The organism is Streptosporangium sp. NPDC049376 (assembly GCF_044466505.1).
In the GTDB taxonomy this organism is placed as follows: Bacteria; Actinomycetota; Actinomycetes; order Streptosporangiales; family Streptosporangiaceae; genus Streptosporangium.
This window is the reverse complement of record NZ_JBITMT010000022.1, coordinates 41,917-57,261: the sequence shown is the minus strand read 5'-3', so window position 1 is coordinate 57,261 and position 15,345 is coordinate 41,917. Positions and strand designations below refer to the sequence as shown.

16 protein-coding genes are annotated in these 15,345 nt (G+C 70.3%); 11 read left to right on the top strand and 5 right to left on the bottom strand.

All coding sequences use genetic code 11. The features are described 5' to 3' along the window. The first annotated feature begins 167 nt into the window (after nucleotides 1-167). A complete protein-coding gene (locus ACIBVQ_RS34565; RefSeq protein WP_386189503.1) occupies nucleotides 168-575 on the top strand; it encodes an NUDIX domain-containing protein in 408 nt (135 codons plus the stop codon). A gap of 77 nt (nucleotides 576-652) precedes the next feature. On the opposite strand, the gene ACIBVQ_RS34560 is transcribed toward ACIBVQ_RS34565, so the two are convergent. Next, a complete protein-coding gene (locus ACIBVQ_RS34560) occupies nucleotides 653-1,021 on the bottom strand; it encodes a hypothetical protein (RefSeq protein WP_399182720.1) in 369 nt (122 codons plus the stop codon). A 666-nt stretch (nucleotides 1,022-1,687) separates the two neighbouring features. Here ACIBVQ_RS34560 and ACIBVQ_RS34555 point away from each other — a divergent pair. From ACIBVQ_RS34555 to ACIBVQ_RS34535, 5 genes are read left to right on the top strand one after another with little or no spacing between them, the layout of a single operon-like run. Next, a complete protein-coding gene (locus ACIBVQ_RS34555; RefSeq protein WP_399182718.1) occupies nucleotides 1,688-2,170 on the top strand; it encodes a hypothetical protein in 483 nt (160 codons plus the stop codon). Continuing rightward, the gene (locus ACIBVQ_RS34550; protein ID WP_399182716.1) at nucleotides 2,136-3,779 is read left to right on the top strand and encodes a SulP family inorganic anion transporter; all 1,644 of its coding nucleotides are present in this window, start codon (nucleotides 2,136-2,138) and stop codon (nucleotides 3,777-3,779) included. Before ACIBVQ_RS34555 ends, ACIBVQ_RS34550 begins: the two co-directional genes overlap by 35 nt. Continuing rightward, entirely contained in the window at nucleotides 3,776-6,772 is a 2,997-nt protein-coding gene (locus ACIBVQ_RS34545; RefSeq protein WP_399182714.1) for a YbcC family protein, read from the top strand. Before ACIBVQ_RS34550 ends, ACIBVQ_RS34545 begins: the two co-directional genes overlap by 4 nt. Continuing rightward, nucleotides 6,769-8,127 carry a proton-conducting transporter membrane subunit gene (locus ACIBVQ_RS34540; RefSeq protein ID WP_399182712.1) on the top strand — a complete coding sequence of 453 codons (1,359 nt, stop codon included), beginning with the start codon at nucleotides 6,769-6,771 and terminating at the stop codon, nucleotides 8,125-8,127. Before ACIBVQ_RS34545 ends, ACIBVQ_RS34540 begins: the two co-directional genes overlap by 4 nt. Then, complete coding sequence (locus ACIBVQ_RS34535) at nucleotides 8,124-9,395, top strand: proton-conducting transporter membrane subunit (RefSeq protein WP_399182710.1); 1,272 nt, start codon at nucleotides 8,124-8,126, stop codon at nucleotides 9,393-9,395. The genes ACIBVQ_RS34540 and ACIBVQ_RS34535 overlap by 4 nt, the downstream gene beginning before the upstream one ends. Before the next feature lie 162 nt (nucleotides 9,396-9,557). Here the strand turns inward: ACIBVQ_RS34535 and ACIBVQ_RS34530 are convergent, their stop codons facing one another. Next, nucleotides 9,558-9,725, bottom strand: coding sequence for a DUF3073 domain-containing protein (locus tag ACIBVQ_RS34530; RefSeq protein WP_352015836.1), 168 nt, complete (start codon nucleotides 9,723-9,725; stop codon nucleotides 9,558-9,560). Nucleotides 9,726-10,076: 351 nt separating this feature from the next. Between ACIBVQ_RS34530 and ACIBVQ_RS34525 the strand changes: the two genes are divergently transcribed. Together ACIBVQ_RS34525 and ACIBVQ_RS34520 are read left to right on the top strand one after the other, a co-directional pair. After that, complete coding sequence (locus ACIBVQ_RS34525; protein WP_352015835.1) at nucleotides 10,077-10,418, top strand: metalloregulator ArsR/SmtB family transcription factor; 342 nt, start codon at nucleotides 10,077-10,079, stop codon at nucleotides 10,416-10,418. Nucleotides 10,419-10,497: 79 nt separating this feature from the next. After that, a complete protein-coding gene (locus ACIBVQ_RS34520) occupies nucleotides 10,498-10,875 on the top strand; it encodes a hypothetical protein (RefSeq protein ID WP_399182708.1) in 378 nt (125 codons plus the stop codon). A 114-nt stretch (nucleotides 10,876-10,989) separates the two neighbouring features. Here the strand turns inward: ACIBVQ_RS34520 and ACIBVQ_RS34515 are convergent, their stop codons facing one another. The 3 genes from ACIBVQ_RS34515 to ACIBVQ_RS34505 form a co-directional block, all read right to left on the bottom strand. Then, nucleotides 10,990-11,214, bottom strand: coding sequence for a BldC family transcriptional regulator (locus ACIBVQ_RS34515; RefSeq protein WP_352015833.1), 225 nt, complete (start codon nucleotides 11,212-11,214; stop codon nucleotides 10,990-10,992). Nucleotides 11,215-12,005: 791 nt separating this feature from the next. Further along, nucleotides 12,006-12,509 (bottom strand): hypothetical protein, encoded by a 504-nt coding sequence (locus ACIBVQ_RS34510; RefSeq protein ID WP_399182705.1) that lies wholly within the window; start codon nucleotides 12,507-12,509, stop codon nucleotides 12,006-12,008. Then, nucleotides 12,506-12,730, bottom strand: coding sequence for a hypothetical protein (locus ACIBVQ_RS34505; protein WP_399180239.1), 225 nt, complete (start codon nucleotides 12,728-12,730; stop codon nucleotides 12,506-12,508). The genes ACIBVQ_RS34510 and ACIBVQ_RS34505 overlap by 4 nt, the downstream gene beginning before the upstream one ends. Before the next feature lie 902 nt (nucleotides 12,731-13,632). Here ACIBVQ_RS34505 and ACIBVQ_RS34500 point away from each other — a divergent pair. From ACIBVQ_RS34500 to ACIBVQ_RS34490, 3 genes are all read left to right on the top strand, one after another. Beyond that, entirely contained in the window at nucleotides 13,633-14,025 is a 393-nt protein-coding gene (locus tag ACIBVQ_RS34500) for a GntR family transcriptional regulator (protein ID WP_399182703.1), read from the top strand. Between the two features lie 244 nt (nucleotides 14,026-14,269). Next, entirely contained in the window at nucleotides 14,270-15,124 is an 855-nt protein-coding gene (locus ACIBVQ_RS34495; protein ID WP_399182701.1) for a helix-turn-helix domain-containing protein, read from the top strand. Further along, nucleotides 15,111-15,317, top strand: coding sequence for a DUF397 domain-containing protein (locus ACIBVQ_RS34490; protein WP_362783031.1), 207 nt, complete (start codon nucleotides 15,111-15,113; stop codon nucleotides 15,315-15,317). Before ACIBVQ_RS34495 ends, ACIBVQ_RS34490 begins: the two co-directional genes overlap by 14 nt. Nucleotides 15,318-15,345: the final 28 nt, after the last annotated feature.

The following is a 15,345-nucleotide window of genomic DNA, read 5'->3' as shown; positions in this document are numbered from 1 at the left end:
GTCCCGTCGCCGCCGCCGTACGACCGTCAGGGCTGAACGCCACCGGCCCGGCCGCGTCGGCCGACTTTCGTGAGGCCGTGCCGGACCGCGATGGCGGAGGGTGGATCTCCCCCGGTATCGGTGATGATGTGGAAGATCCACACCGTCACCGTCGAAAGGACCGTCCCGTGATCGACGCCGAGACCGGCTGGTACTTCATGCACGCCTCGATCAAGGCCGTGGTGCTGGTGGACGGCGGTGTCCTGCTCTGCCGGAACCCCCGGGACAAATGGGAGCTCCCCGGCGGGTGGCCGGACAGGGAGGACGACACCCTGGCCGAGGTAGTCAGGCGCGAGGTCCGCGAGGAGAGCGGCCTCGACGTGGTCGTCGGCCCCGTCGTCGGCGCGGAGATCATGAGCATCGGGAAGTCGAAGGTGCTCATCGTGGCGGTGCGCGCCACGGTCGACGGCTCCGCCCCGCTCCAGGTCAGTGAGGAGCACAGCGCCCTGCGTTTCTTCCCTGTGGACGAGCTCCCTGAGGATCTGGAGAACGGCTACGCCGACCTGATCGGCAAGGCCGTCGCCTTCCCCGCCTGAGCCGTACGGCTCGGCGAGAACGCGGGGCCCGGCCGGAGACGCCCCTGGGACTCCGGCCGGGCGGTGTGCCGTCGTGGTCAGCAGTTCTTGATCGACCGCGGGTACGGCGCGAGGGCCTTGATGGGGTACGTGGCGGTCCACGTCACCGTGGAGCCCCCCGGGATGGTCCTGCAGGGCAGGTCACGGGCCCAGCGGATGTCGACCTTCTTGCGTGAGGTGCGGGAGCCGCAGTTCGCCCAGGTGATCCGGTAGGTACGGGTGTGCCTGCCGTACCTGTGCGTGTCCTTGTGGGTGATCGTTCCACCGCAGTCGGAGGCGGCCACCGCGGTGGGCGCCTGAGGGACCCGTGCCTGGGCCGCGTTCGCCGGGCCGACCGCCGTGAGCAGCCCGGCCGCCGCGATGGCCGCCACGGCGGTCACTCTCAGAGAGGAGCTTGGTGCGCGCATGTTCGGCTCTCCTTGTCGGAAGCGGAATGACACGGGCACCGTAGGCCGGGGGGCGTTGAGGATTCGTTGAGGATTCGTCGGGCCCGGCGTCCCCGTCTCCGGACGCGCACCGGACGGCCGCGCGCCGGAGAACGACCGGCGCGTTCCCTATAAGGAACCCAACATTCTTCCCATGTTAGGGAAACGCGTTATGGCACACGAAATTACGGCATTCATCGTATAGAAAAGACGATGTTAGGTATTTGGGTTATAGCCGGGCATCACAGCGAATGCCGATATCCGTGTAGAGAAAACAGCGATCCCGCAGCCCTTCCGATAACGCTTTGGTAACGTTTCCCTGTTCACGACCTGCGGCGTTTACAGAAAGTCATAGTGACATTGACCGGGAGAATTTCCGGTAACCGGCAGATCATCGCAGCTAGAGTACGGTCGCGTGCGCCGCGAAGCCACGGATGGAGAGTGAACAACCACTCTTCGTAGGTCTTGACCGATTTAATCCTTTTCTGGATCAATCATGAGGCTTCATCCCGACCCATATCGTGGCCCGGAGCCAAAGTGACCCCGCCATCCCTCGACCGGCCGAATGCCCCTTTTGTCAGGGCATCATCCCGGCACGGGCGGAAACTGCTCCGTGCGGTGGGGGCGGCGCTCGCGGTCGTGATGGCGATGACGTCATGGTTCGAGACGATCGCCCCGGCCAGGGCCTTTTCCGTGGCCTGCGCGGACACGCGCCATCACCACCACCACGAAGAGCTCGACCGCACCAGGGCCGTCCCACCGACCCCGGTGCGAGGCCCGATCAGCGGGACGGCCATGGGAAGCCTCGATTCCCCGGTCGCCACCGCCTTCGGCGACGAGCACGACACCTTCGGCAACGACTCGCGTGAGGTCAAGGACGACTTCACCGACAGTGAGACCACCGACTCCCGTTCTCCGGTACGCGACGTCACCGTCGCGATCCACCAGGAGCGGCCGTCGGAGACGATCCTCGAAACGAGCGTGGCCCGCGGTCCCCCCGTGCGCCCAGGACGCCTGCGAGCAGGCGTTTCCCGTGCGCACGACCTCCGGCCGAACACGGCCGGAGCAGACCGCCCACGCCCTTGTGAGGATCTCAGTGACGTCAGAACAGCACGGCCTGAAGGCCCATGACGACTTAGCCACCGCGCCCCGCCGCGGCGCCTTCCAGACGGCCGACGTCAAGTCCGGCTTCCTGGTCTTTCTCATCGCGCTCCCGCTCTGCCTGGGGATCGCGCTGGCCAGCGGGTTCCCGCCGGTCGCCGGTGTCCTGACGGCGATCGTCGGCGGTGTGCTGGTCAGCCTGCTCGGCAGCGCGCCCCTGACCATCAAGGGCCCCGCCGCGGGCCTGATCGTGATCGCGCTCGGCGCGGTCCAGGAACTCGGCGGAGGCGACCTCGCGGTCGGCTACCGGCGGGCACTGGCCGTCGGCGTAGTCGCCGCGGTCGTCCAGATCGCCTTCGCGCTGTGCCGGGTGGCCACCGTCGGCATCGCCATGTCCCCCTCGGTCGTGCACGGCATGCTCGCCGCGATCGGGATCATCATCATCTCCAAGCAGGCCCACGTCGCGCTCGGCGTCAAGCCGGAGAGCAAGGAGACCCTCGGCCTGATCGCGGAGATCCCGCACAGCGTCGCCAGTGCCAACCCCCGCGTCCTGCTGCTCGGCGCGCTCGGCCTGCTGATCATGTTCGGCATGCCGCTGATCAGGGCCAGGTGGGCCAGGGCCGTACCCGCGCCGCTGGTCGTGCTCGCCGTGACCGTGCCGGTCGCGCTGTGGTTCCACGTCGGTGTCCCGCACGACTACCGGTTCATGACCACGACCTACCACCTCGGCCCCGAGTTCCTCGTCCGGCTCCCCGGCACCCTGCTCGACGCCGTGGCCTTCCCCGACTTCTCGGTGATCCTCAGCGGGACGTCGCTGAAGTACGTGGTGATGTTCGCCCTGATCGGCACCATCGAGTCGACGCTGACCGTGCTGGCGGTCGACTCCATGGACCCCGAGAGGCGTTCCTCCGACCTCAACCGCGACCTGCTCGCCCTCGGCGGCGGCAACCTCGTCTCCGCGCTGATCGGCGGCCTGCCGATGATCTCGGAGATCGTCCGCAGCCGGGCCAACATCGACGCGGGCGCCGCCTCTCGGGGGTCCAACTTCTTCCACGGTGTCTTCCTGCTGCTGTTCGTCGCCCTGGCACCGGGCCTGCTGCAGACCATTCCGCTGGCGGTGCTGGCCGCCATGCTCGTCTACACCGGCACCAGGCTCGCCTCCCCCCGCGAGTTCGCCCACGCCCGTGAGATCGGCCTCGACCAGCTCGCCCTGTTCCTGACCACCATGTTCGTCACGCTCGCCACCGACCTGCTCATGGGCGTCGCGGCCGGTCTCGCCCTGAAGATCGTGCTGCACCTGGTCCGCGGGGTGCCGCCGGTGGCCTTCCTGCGGCCCCGCGCCGTGGCCGTCCGTTCGGGGAGCGTGCTGAACGTCCGCGTCCCCGTCGCCGCCGTCTTCACCGCCCTGCTGCCGCTGCGCCGTACGGTCAACGGGGCCACCAAGGACGACACGGGGGACGGCGGCGTCACCGAGGTCGTCGTCGACGTGACGGACGCGACGCTCGTCGACCACACCTTCCTTTCCGGGCTGGCCACGATGTCACGTGAGTGGCGGGCCACCCTCACCCTGCGCGGGCTCGACGGGCTCGTCCCCGTCTCCGCCCACCCGCGGGCGACCAGACGCCGGAGGCGAGCATGACCCATCTGGACATCGCCGCGGCCCCCGGACGTGGGGACCGCGTCACGGACGTCACCGAGCTGGTCGAACGGGCGGCGAGGCTGCTGCCCGAGCAGGCTCCGTTGCAGACGTTCGTCCACCACAACACCCTGCACGCCTTCGAGCACCTGCCCTTCGACGAGGCCGTCGTCAGCGCGGCGCGGGTGTTCGGCACCGAGCCGTTCCAGAGTGAGGCGGCCTTCCGGGACCACGTCGGCTCCGGACGGATCCGTCCCTCGGACATCGACGCGGTCGCCGAGGCCGAGGCACCCGGCGGTGCCCCGATCGTGCCGGGTGGGCCGACGCGGGCGCGCTTCCTCGCCCTGCGGCTGCGGAACCTGTTCGAGATCCCCAGCGGCGCCGCGCTCGACTGGCTGCTCCTGGAGACCGACGCCCGAACCCGCCTCAGCGACCTTCTCGACCCCCGGCGACGCGCCGAGCTGCTCGCGCAGGCCGGCCGCGACTGGACCACGACGCCCGAACAGACTGCGCGGGCCTCGCAGGCGCGGCTTCTCGACACCCTGTGGAACGGCTTGGCCGCGGCGGCTCCGGCGGTGCCCGGCGCGGGCGCTCCCCCGGCGCGCGGGCGGGACCGGATCCTCGCCGAGACCGGGACCGACACCGACGAGCTGGTGCACCCGCTGCTGATCCGGCTGTCGGCGGCCTTCCTCGACCAGGGGATCGCCTACTGGCCGATGCCCGAACGCGAGCTGGGCTTCCTGCGCGCCTTCCGCCGCCTGTACGGCCAGGCCGGCGGCCCGCCCGACCGGTTCCTGCGGGGTCTCGGCGCCGAGCTGAGACGGCAGGAGGCCGAGGGCTGGACGGCCGAGCGGACGGTCGTCTGGGCCCTGGACGAGCTGGCCGTACCCGAGGAGGCCCGGGGCGCCGCGATCGAGGCGACGCTGCTGTCGCTGCGCGGCTGGGCGGGCATGATGCGTCAGTTCGAGCACCGGCCCGACCTGGCGCCGGTCGAGGCGCGTGCGGCACGGCTGCTCGACTACCTGGCCGTCCAGCTCGTCCTGGACGTCCAGGCCGCACGGCACGCGATGGCCGGTCGCCTCGACCGGCCGCCCAGGGTGACCGGCGCAGACGACGGGGCGGTACGGCCCGGCCTCGAACTGGTCTACGAGGCGTTCGTCCTGGCACAGCTGATGCCCGTGGACGTCACGGTCCTCGCCAGGCCGGAGCACGCCGCCGCCTGGCTCGGGGCGGTCGCCGCCTGCGACGAGACCGAACGGCGCCGTCTGCTGCACCTGGCCTACGAACGGCGGCACCGGGTCGGGGCGCTCGACGCGCTCGACGCCCACCGGCGGTTCACGGCCGGAGCCGAGGCGCCGCCCGTCACGATGCAGGCCGTGTTCTGCATCGACGAGCGGGAGGAGTCCCTGCGCAGGCACCTTGAGGAGCACTTCCCGCAGGCCAGGACCTACGGCTACGCCGGTTTCTTCGGGGTGGCCATGACCTACCTCGGGACGGGCGAGGTGCGCCCGCGCCCGCTGTGCCCGGTCGTCGTCACCCCGACGCACCTGGTCGTCGAGGAACCCGCAGAGTCCCGCACGCCACGGCAGCCGGGTTCACGGCACGGCCGGGGCGGGCTGAGCCTGGGTCTGGCCGTGGGCAGCAGGACCCTGGCGCGCGGCAGCGTGATCTCCCTCGGCCTCGGGGCGACCCAGGTCGTCACGCTGGTCGGCCGCTGCCTGTTCCCGCGCCGGTTCCACCGCTGGTCCCGGCGCCTGGACCACGACCCCGGCGGCGGGGCCGTGACCAGGCTGGCGATCGAGCGGGCCCCCGGCGCCGTGGAGACCGAGGACGGCCTGCGGCGGGGGTACTCCGTGCCGGAGATGACGCAGGTCATCTCCTCCGCCCTGCGGACGACCGGGCTCGGCCGTGAACTGGCGCCCGTCGTGCTGATCGTCGGTCACGGCTCCTCAAGCCTCAACAACCCGCACGAGTCGGCGCACGACTGCGGGGCGACCGGCGGCGGGCGCGGCGGCCCCAACGCGCGCGCGTTCGCGGCGATGGCCAACCACCCGGGAGTGCGCGCCGGACTGCGTGACCTGGGCCTGGACATCCCGGACGGCACCTGGTTCGTCGGGGCGTACCACAACACCTGCGACGACTCCATGACCTACTACGACGAGGACCTCGTCCCCGAGCGGTCGAGGCACGCGGTCGAGGAGGCGAAGCGGATCATGGCGCGGGCGTGCGTCCTGGACGCGCACGAACGCTGCCGCAGGTTCGAGTCGGCCCCCCTCGACCTGCCGCTCGACGCGGCGCTGGCCCACGTCGAGAGTCACACCGTCGACCTGGGCCAGCCCAGGCCCGAGTACGGCCACGCCACGAACGCGATCGGCGTCGTCGGGCGCAGGTCGCGCACCCGGGGGCTCTTCCTCGACCGGCGGGCCTTCCTCGTCTCCTACGACCCGGAGGGCGACCCGTCGGGGGACCTGCTGACGAACCTGCTGCTCGCGGCGGGACCGGTCTGCGCGGGCATCAACCTGGAGTACTACTTCAGCTACGTCGACCCGGCGGGGTACGGGTGCGGCACGAAGCTGCCGCACAACATCGTCGGCCTGCTCGGCGTCATGGACGGCCACGCCTCCGACCTGCGCACGGGCCTGCCCTGGCAGATGGTCGAGATCCACGAGCCGGTACGGCTGCTGCTCGTCGTCGAGACCGAGCCCGAGCGGCTGGCCGCGATCGTGGGGGCGCACGCCGTGCTGGAGCGGCTCGTGAGCAACGGGTGGATCCAGCTCGTCGCGTGGAGCCCGTCGTCGGACGCGATGCACGTCTTCGAGCGGGGCGGCTTCGTGCCGTACGTCCCCGAGGGGGAGGCCCTCCCCACGGTGCACCGCTCGGCGCAGTTCTACGCGGGCAGGCGGGAGCACCTGGGGTTCGCCCACGTGACGGCCTCCCTCGGCACGGGGTCCGGGGAGCCGGTCTCCCCGGAGCTTGTCGGAGAGGAGGCGTCGTGAACGACACCCTCCAGCGGTTTCTGCTGCTCTCGGTCGCCGGGTTCCCGCTCGGGGCGTTCGCCCTGATGGCGGTGTTCGCCTGGCAGGGGCGGCGGCGGGTCGAGCGGGCCGTCTCGACGGCCGTCGCGCTGGCCTTCGGGCTGGCGACGGCCGCCGCGCTCACGCTGGCCTGCGTCATGGTCGGCGAGGGGCGGACGTTGGTGACGGCGCCCGTCGGCACCTGGTTCGGCAGCGGGGAGTCGGAGTTCCACCTGCTGCTCGTCGGCGACCGGCTCTCGCTGCCCTTCGCGATCCTGGCCGCGCTGCTGTGCGGCCTGATCGGTGTCTTCTCCCGGCGCTACCTGCACCGGGAGCCCGGCTACCTGCGCTTCTACATGCTGCTGGCGCTGTTCGGCGCGGGCGTCGAGCTGGTGGCCCTCGCGGGCGCCCTCGAACTGTCCCTCGTCGGCTGGGAGCTGGCCGGGCTGTCCTCGGCGTTGCTGATCGCGTTCTTCCACGAGCGCAGGAGGCCGGTCGAGCACGGTCTGCGGGCCTTCCTCGTCTACCGGGCGTGTGACGTGGGCCTGCTGGTCGCGGTGGTGTGGCTGCACCACGCCACCGGCTCGTCGAGTGTGGCCGGGGTCGACGGCGGCGGGTGGGCGCTCTTCCCGCCCCCCACGTCGAGCGGGGACGCGCTCATGGTCGGCCTGGCGTTGCTGTGGGCCTCGATGGGCAAGGCCGCCCAGGTCCCGCTCGGCGGCTGGCTGCCCCGCGCCATGGAGGGGCCGACGCCGTCGAGCGCCGTCTTCTACGGCGCGATCTCCGTCAGCATGGGGCCGTACCTCCTGCTGCGCACCGAGTCGGCCTGGTCGGGGGCGCCGGGGGTGCGGGCGGCGATCGTGGTGGTCGGCGCGCTGACCGCCGTGCACGCCACCCTGGTCGGCCGTACCCAGACCGACATCAAGAGCACGCTGGCCTACGCCTCGATGACCCAGATCGGGGTGGTCCTGGTCGAGGTCGGGCTCGGGCTGCGGTATCTCGCGTTGGCGCACCTGGTCGCGCACGCCGCTTTGCGCACCGCCCAGATCCTGCGTTCGCCGAGCCTGATCCACGACCACCACCACCTCGAACAGGCGCTGGGCGCGCCGCTGCCGCCGACGGGAAGGCACCTGGACCGGCTCGTCCCGGCGGGCCCGCGGGCGTGGCTGTACCGCTACGCGCTCGAACGCGGTTACTTCGACGCGTGGCTGCGCGACCACCTGGTCGGCGGGCTGGCGCGCCTGGTCAGGCGGGCCGAGTCGCTGGACGACCGGTGGGCGCGGCTGCTGAGCGCCGGTGACACCGCCGTCCCCGTGAGAGAGGGGCGCACGTCATGATCACCTTTGTCCCCTCGCTGGTCGCGGTGCTGTTCCTGGTGTCCTCCGTGGTCGTCGCCCGGGTGGCCGACCGGCAGCCCGCCCGCCGTACCGCGGTGACCTGCGCGTCGGCCGCGACGGCGCTGTCCGTCGTACTGCCCTGGTCGGGAGGGTTCGTCCCGTTCCTCTCCGGCGAACACGCCGTACTGCCGGAGGGCACGGCCAGGCTCGTCGTCGTCGCGACGTGCGCGGCGGGCCTGCTGGTCGTCGCGATGAGCCCGCTGGCCTCCCATCCGCCCGCGACGCTGGCCAGGATCCTGCGGCTGCTCGCGGTCTCCTGCGGCTTCGTGGCCGTACGGCACCAGGCGGTCGACGTCGTGCTGTGGGCTCTGTCGGCCTGGCTGGTGTGGGCCGGGTTGCGCGGCGGCGAGGGAAGCCGGGGCGGCGACCGGCTCGACCGGCTCTTCGCCGCCTACCACCTGCCCGGCGTCCTGCTCTTCGGGGTGGGCACCGCGTTGTCGGCCACCGGCTGGCGGACGGCGGGCGGCGTCCTCGTGGTGCTCGCGATCATGGCCAGGTTCGCGGTCGTCCCGCTGCACAGCTGGTATCCCCGCTTCGTCGAGCGGGTCCCGCTGGGAGTCGTGGTCGTCTTCCACACCGCGCCCCTCGGCCTGCTCGCCCAGCTCGACCTGCCGGTTCCGCTCGCCCACGACGTGGCGCTGCTCGGCGGCGCGACCGCCGTCGTGGCCGCGCTGTTCGGAGTGGTCCAAGGGGAGGCGAGGCGTGCGCTGGCCTTCCTGACGATGAGCCAGACCGGGCTGGTGACGTGCGGGCTCGGCGGCTCGCCGGAGGCGGTCTCCGGGGCGGTGCTGACCTGGGAGGCCTCCGCGCTGGCCGTCTCCGGGCTCGCCATGACGCTGGCCGCCCTTGAGGCGCGGCGCGGCTCGCTGTCGCTGCGCGCGCCGAGCGGGAACTTCGCCAGGACCCCCCGGCTGGCCGTGGCGTTCCTGCTGTGCGGGCTCGCCACGGTCGGCTTCCCGCTCTCCCTGGGGTTCGTGGGCGGCCACCTGCTGATCCACGGCTCGGTCACCGGGTCACCGGTCGTCTGGCTCGCGCTGGCCGGAGCCGTCGGCGTCAACGGCATGACCGTGATGCGGTGCTTCTTCGCGCTGTTCGCGGGCAGCCGTACGCACTCGGGGGAACGTGACCTCGTCCCGCTTGAGACGTACGCGCTGACGATCGCGATCGGCGCGCTGCTGGTCGGAGGCCTCTTCCCGATGACCCCCTGACCCCACGGAACCCGAAGGACCGGCCGCCGGAGTCCGGCGGCCGGTCATATAAGGCTCCGTCGCGCCACACGGTCTCGTTCGTGTCGTACGGCTGCGCCAACGCGGTAAGACCTCGTGTGGCTTCACCGGCACCGTACGGCTCGGCGATCCGGCGCGGGGAACCTACCGGTTGGGAAGCTCCTCCACGGGCTCTTCCGTCCGGTCCTCCTTCGCAGAGCCCCCGGTCGCGCTGAGTTCCTCACGCAGCCGGTTGAAGTCAATCCCGTGGCTGCTGTACTTCAGCTCGCGCGCCACCTTCGTCTGCTTCGCCTTGGCTCGACCCCGCCCCATTGGCTGTACTCCCTCACACGGCCGTGCTGACCTACTGTCACCGTCGCGTCGCCGGCGAATCCAGCCTGGCGCGGCAGGTCAGGCTGTGTTCGCCGGTACCTGTACCCAGCGACGCCCTACCCCATCCTCGTATCGACCGGGATCGGGTCTGCCGAGCGGCGTTGGGGAACAGAACACGGCCTCATCCTACCTAGAAACCTGACGATTTGAACAATTATGCAATTTGCCAGATTATAAGTGTCTTGTGTTCCTCGATTGGATCCAGCAGGAGGTCATCGGTCCACGAGAAGTGGGCGGCGTCAACGCGTTCGCGGCCAGGCCGCGGGCACACGCCGACGGGGCGTCCTGATCATGCCCGCGCCGCTCTACCAGGTCAAGGCCGACCTCTTCCGCACACTGGGGCACCCGCTCCGCATCCGGGTTCTGGAGTTGCTGCAACGCGGCCCGCTGCCCGTCCGTGACCTCCTGGTCGAACTCGACATCGAGGCCTCCAACCTGTCCCAACAGCTGGCCGTACTGCGCCGCGCCGGGATCGTGAACGCCACCCGTGACGGGGCGACCGTCGTGTACGCGCTCTCGACCCCCGACCTGGCCGACCTGATGGTGGCCACCCGCAGGATCCTGGCGAACCTGCTGGCCGACCGGGACGAGTTGCTGGCCGAACTCCGCGATCCCGACAAACCCATTCCCTGACGCTCCCGACTTCGGCCATGATCGACCCGCGGGCGGCATCCCGCCCGCGGGCAGCCGATCAGAGCACAGGAGCGCCGTCATGGACCCAACCGTACTCACCGCGATCGTCACCGCCCTCGTCGGTGGCGCGGCGGGTGAGGTAGGCAAGAGCGCCTGGACCTCGCTGGTCACCCTGGCCAGGAACCGCTTCGGCGGCGACTCCGGCGAGGTCGCCGCCCTTGAGGCGGCCCCCGGCGGCACCACCGGGCAGGCCAAGGAGATCACCGGCATCCTCATCGACCGCGCCACGGCCGACCCCGCCTTCGCCGACGAGCTGGCCGCCTGGGCACAGGAGACGGCCAAGGTCGTACGGCAGAGCCACGACGTCTCCAACACCATCGGCGGCGACGCCACGATCCACGGGACGGTGATCCAGGCCGGCGACGTGTTCGGCTCGATCAACCTGGGCCCGCGCTGACGGGTTCCCCGCCCGGCCTCGACCGGGCGGGGAGACTGTTTCGGCGACGTTCACGGGGCGGCCCAGCTGGTTCCTCTGTTCGCTCTTCATCGATCCCGGCCTCCTGGACGGCCGTCAGGGGGAGGGGTTGAGGAGGGCGTCGATGTCGCTCTGGCGGTAGCGGCGTTGGTTGCTGGGGGTCCTGACCGAGGGGATGCGCCCGGTGAGCGCCCACCGGTTGACGGTCTTGGGATCGACCCCGAAGACGCGGGCCACCTCGCCGGGGGTGAGGAGGCGTTCTGTGGTGTCGGGGCCGGTGGTGAAGGTGCCGTCCGGTGCGACGGCCTTGAGGGGGGACAAGGAGCTTCTCCTTCAGTGGCGGAGGGTGTGCGGGCTGGGCTTCTGATCGCTTGGGTTGTGAGGCTCAGTGGGGGTCCGGGGTTCATGACTTTGTCGGGGGTGAGAGGGCGGGTGCCCGGCCCCGAGCCGGGGAGCACGACGGCCGGGCACCCTGGAGGAGGACCGGCCTTCCACGAGGGAAGACCGGTGCGCCAGACGGCTCCCTCCTTCCCCAGCACGCCCTGCCATGTCCCGGCGTGCGTGGAAGCCGTCTCGCGAGGGGTGCGGCCCAGGTCCCTCCCACCTGAGCCGCACGTCTGAGGAGGTACGGCGGGCCACGAGCCTTCCCGCCCGCCGTACCGGCTTTCCGGAGTTGTGTGCGGTCCAGGTCCCTCATCCCTGGACCGCACGCTCAAGGGGTACGGCGAGCCGCCGTACCGGCTATGGGGAGCGCAGCAACCTGCGCAACGCCGTAGGCCGACCAGGCGCGATGGCCTGACCAGGGCATACGGCCTGAACGACCCGAGCGGTCCGAGTCCGAAGCGCGCGGGCGACGGCCACGGCCTGGATGCTCGGCGGCACCACCGGAGGTGCCTGGGCGGTCAGCTTGCGCTCCAACTCCCCGACCGACCCGGCCCGCACCAGCAGCACGTCACCGGGACACGGCCTGCCGGACAGGACACTCCGATAGGCGCTCCACAGTCCGGACCGTGAGCTGTGGAACACCAGCCAGTCAGGATGAGCCCGCCGCAAGCTGTCGCAACTGGGATATGCGACACCACCCACTGGACACGTCGGTTCGACGAACGGCATCATGCCGCCCTCCCACCCGGCGAACGCCCTCCGGCGGACACCGTCTCCCCACCCGACGAAGGCCGTCCACCGGCGAACACCATTCCCTCACCCGGCGAAGCACCCGGCGAAGACCGTCCCCCAGCCGATGCCGTCTCCTCACCCGGCGAACCCCGCTCCCCGCCGACCTCCCCGTTCCGCGCCCCGGAAGACGGACGACCGGCCCCGCCCCTCCTACGCCGAACCGGCGCCGGGGAGGACTGCGGCGAGAGCCGGAACGCCCGGATCATCTCGGCCTCCCGCATCCGCTCCTCCAACCCCTCGGAGGTGGGGTCCTCCACGATCACCGGCCGGGGACCGTCCCAGGCGGCGACGGCGTAGAAGGAACGTCGGCCCAAGCTGTAGAGCACGGTCCAGTCGGCCCATGCCTGGTCGATCCGCTCGGCCTCGGCGCGTGCCGGGCCGTCCCACACCCGCCGATACACCGGCGCGTACGGCAGACCGTCCCTGTGCCGTCCGGTCACGAGGTGACCTCCTCGACCAGGGCGACGCGGGCGGTCTCCTCCTGCTCGGCGACGACGGCCTGGATCTCCTCGAAGGTGTCGGCGTCCACGGCCGATTCCGCTCCGGCCCGTACGGCGGCGCGGGGAAAGAGGTGGTTGCGGAAGGCCCAGAACCGGCCCGCGTCACTGATGATCAACCGCCAGCCCGGGATCACCGGGCGGTTGGGGGTGGGGTGCTGCATGACCTGAACCTCCAAGATCCGATCAGAGGCATGCCTGGCCAGGGCGTTCACCAGACGGGCCTGCCCTGCGAAACAAGAAACAGCCGGAACCCGAACCGGCCGACAGGCCGTACGAGCACGAGCAACGGGACATCGAGGCCGTACGGCCAGGCGGCCGGGCCGGTGCACCCGCGTCCAGATGACCCCCGACCGAGGAACCATGGGGAACGGACGCCGAACCCGCCTGGGCAACGGAGGCCGTACCGGCACAACCGGAGCGGCGACCGGCCTGTCCACAGGCACCGGCGCGGAAGCGCCGTCCTCCTCCACAGGACCACCCGGTACGACGGTCACGGCCTGGGACACCGGCTCGGGAGCAGAACGCCCCTGTCCAGCCCTTTCCACAGGACCGTCCGGTACGGCCCTCGCGGCCGGAACCATCGCGGGCGCCTCCGGCTCAGGCTCAGGGTCGGGACGCCGCTGAGCGGGCACCAACGGAACCACCTCAGCGGGAGCCACCTCCACCGGAGGCCGAGGAGCCGGAAGAAGCTGCGGGCCGTACTCACGACGGGCCTGGAGACGGGCGTTCATCAACAGCCCGGACGGCTGCACGTACTCGTGCCCGTCCTGCTGCGAACACCCGTGGGCATAGGGGGCATGCCCACACCGGGCACACCCCATCGGCAGGGGCACGGCACCGGCGAAGCAGCCGCAACCGTCCCGGATCGACGTGTCCGGACTGGAGTCCGGAGCACTACTGTTGCTCACGTCAGGAGACACCTTCCTGATAGAGGGCCTGTCCCGGCGGTCGCGACGTCGGGCAGGTCCGTTTTTCATCTATGGCCTATGGCCATATGGCCCAAAGGCCGGGTGCCCTTATGGCCTGATGCCATAGGGCAATGCCTCCTCGATTGCGTCGCCACGTGCCTCTGTATCGGCAGATCGCGGATGATCTCCGGCAGCAAATCGCCAAAAAGACGCTTTCGCCGGGCCAGCGACTGGCAGCCGAAGCCGATTTGGCCCACAAGTACGGAGTGGGGGTGGACACCGTACGAGATGCTTTGGCCCTACTACGAACCGAAGGAGTGGTTCGTACGGTTCGAGGCGAAGGCAGCTACATACGGGAGCAAGCTGAGCGTGTAGTGCTGACGGTGGAGGGACCGGCTCTGATCTCGGCACGGATGCCATCGGCGGACGAGAAGGAATCTCTCGACATGCCTGAGGGGGTGCCGGTCCTTGTGCTGGAGATCGGTGAGGAGACGCGGATTCTGCCCGCGCACGAGACGAAGATCGAGATTTCCGGCCCCGAGTCGTGAACACGAAAGATTGAGGACTGCGGCGGCTTGGGCTGCGCCCAACGGAGATGCCCTCCGTTGAAGCAGAGGCCCGGCCCTGGCCTCGCGGCCTGAGCACCCTCTCCATCAAATCCTGTCACGAAACCCTCACTCACTGTCGCGGGCCACAGCACCCAATGATGCGCGTGCAATTGCACGCGTGCAAGGGGAACACGAAAACGAGATCCGTGGAAATCCACGCGGGCACCCCTCCACACTGGTGCCCATGCCCATGAAGTCCCCCACAGTCCGCCACCGTCGCCTGGGCCGTGACCTGCGCCAACTCCGTGAAAAAGCGGGCTTGCTCGCGGACGAGGCAGCCCGGCGGCTCGGCTGGTCCCCCGCCAAAATCTCAAGGATTGAGAACGCGAGGACCGCACCGTCCGTCACAGACGTCTCCAACGCCTGCGACCTCTACGGTGCGGACTCCGCGACCAAGGCCGGCCTGATCGAACTGTGCCGCGAAGCCGGTCAACGTGGCTGGTGGACGGCCTATTCGGACGTGTTCACCGGCTCCTACATCGCGCTCGAAGCCGAGGCCAAGCTCATCCGCATGTGGGAGCCGCTACTGATTCCTGGCCTACTCCAAAGCGAGGGCTACGCCCGAGAAGTCATAAGTTCCGGACGCCCTGACCTGAGCAAACCTGAAGTGCAGCGCCGAGTGGACGCCCGCATGATCCGCAAACTGCGCATGGTAGGACCCTCGGCCCCAACATTGCACGCGGTCATCGACGAGGCTGTTTTCCAACGTCCGCTGGGCGGCTCCGAACTCATGAAGCACCAGCTTGACGACATCCTTCAGGTTGTGGACTGGCCAAACATCATCATCCAGGTTCTGCCCATCCGCGCACCCGTCGTGGTGGCCAGCATGGAAGGTCGCTTCTGCGTGATGTCCTTCGGCGACTCGGGCGACCCGGATGTGGGCTACGCGGAAGGTCCTGCGGGAGAGGTGTACGTCGAAGCCGACGGGCAGGTCCGACGTCTTATGCTGCTTTTCGAGCGCCTGGCCGACGTGGCGCTGTCCCCCGAGGAGTCCGCGGCCTTCATCGCTGCGGCGAGGAGCGAGCATGATTTCCACTGATCTGCACGGTGCCAAGTTCCGCAAATCCAGCCTCAGCACAAGCGGCAACAACTGCGTCGAAGTCGCCACCAACCTCCCTGGCCTGGTTGCCGTCCGCGACAGCAAGGACCCCTCCGGCCCGGCCCTGGCGTTCACCCCCGCCCAGTGGCGTTCGTTCATCGGCCGCGTGAACACCGGTGCCTTCGACGCCTGACCACCCACCTCCACGCAAGGCCTCGGCG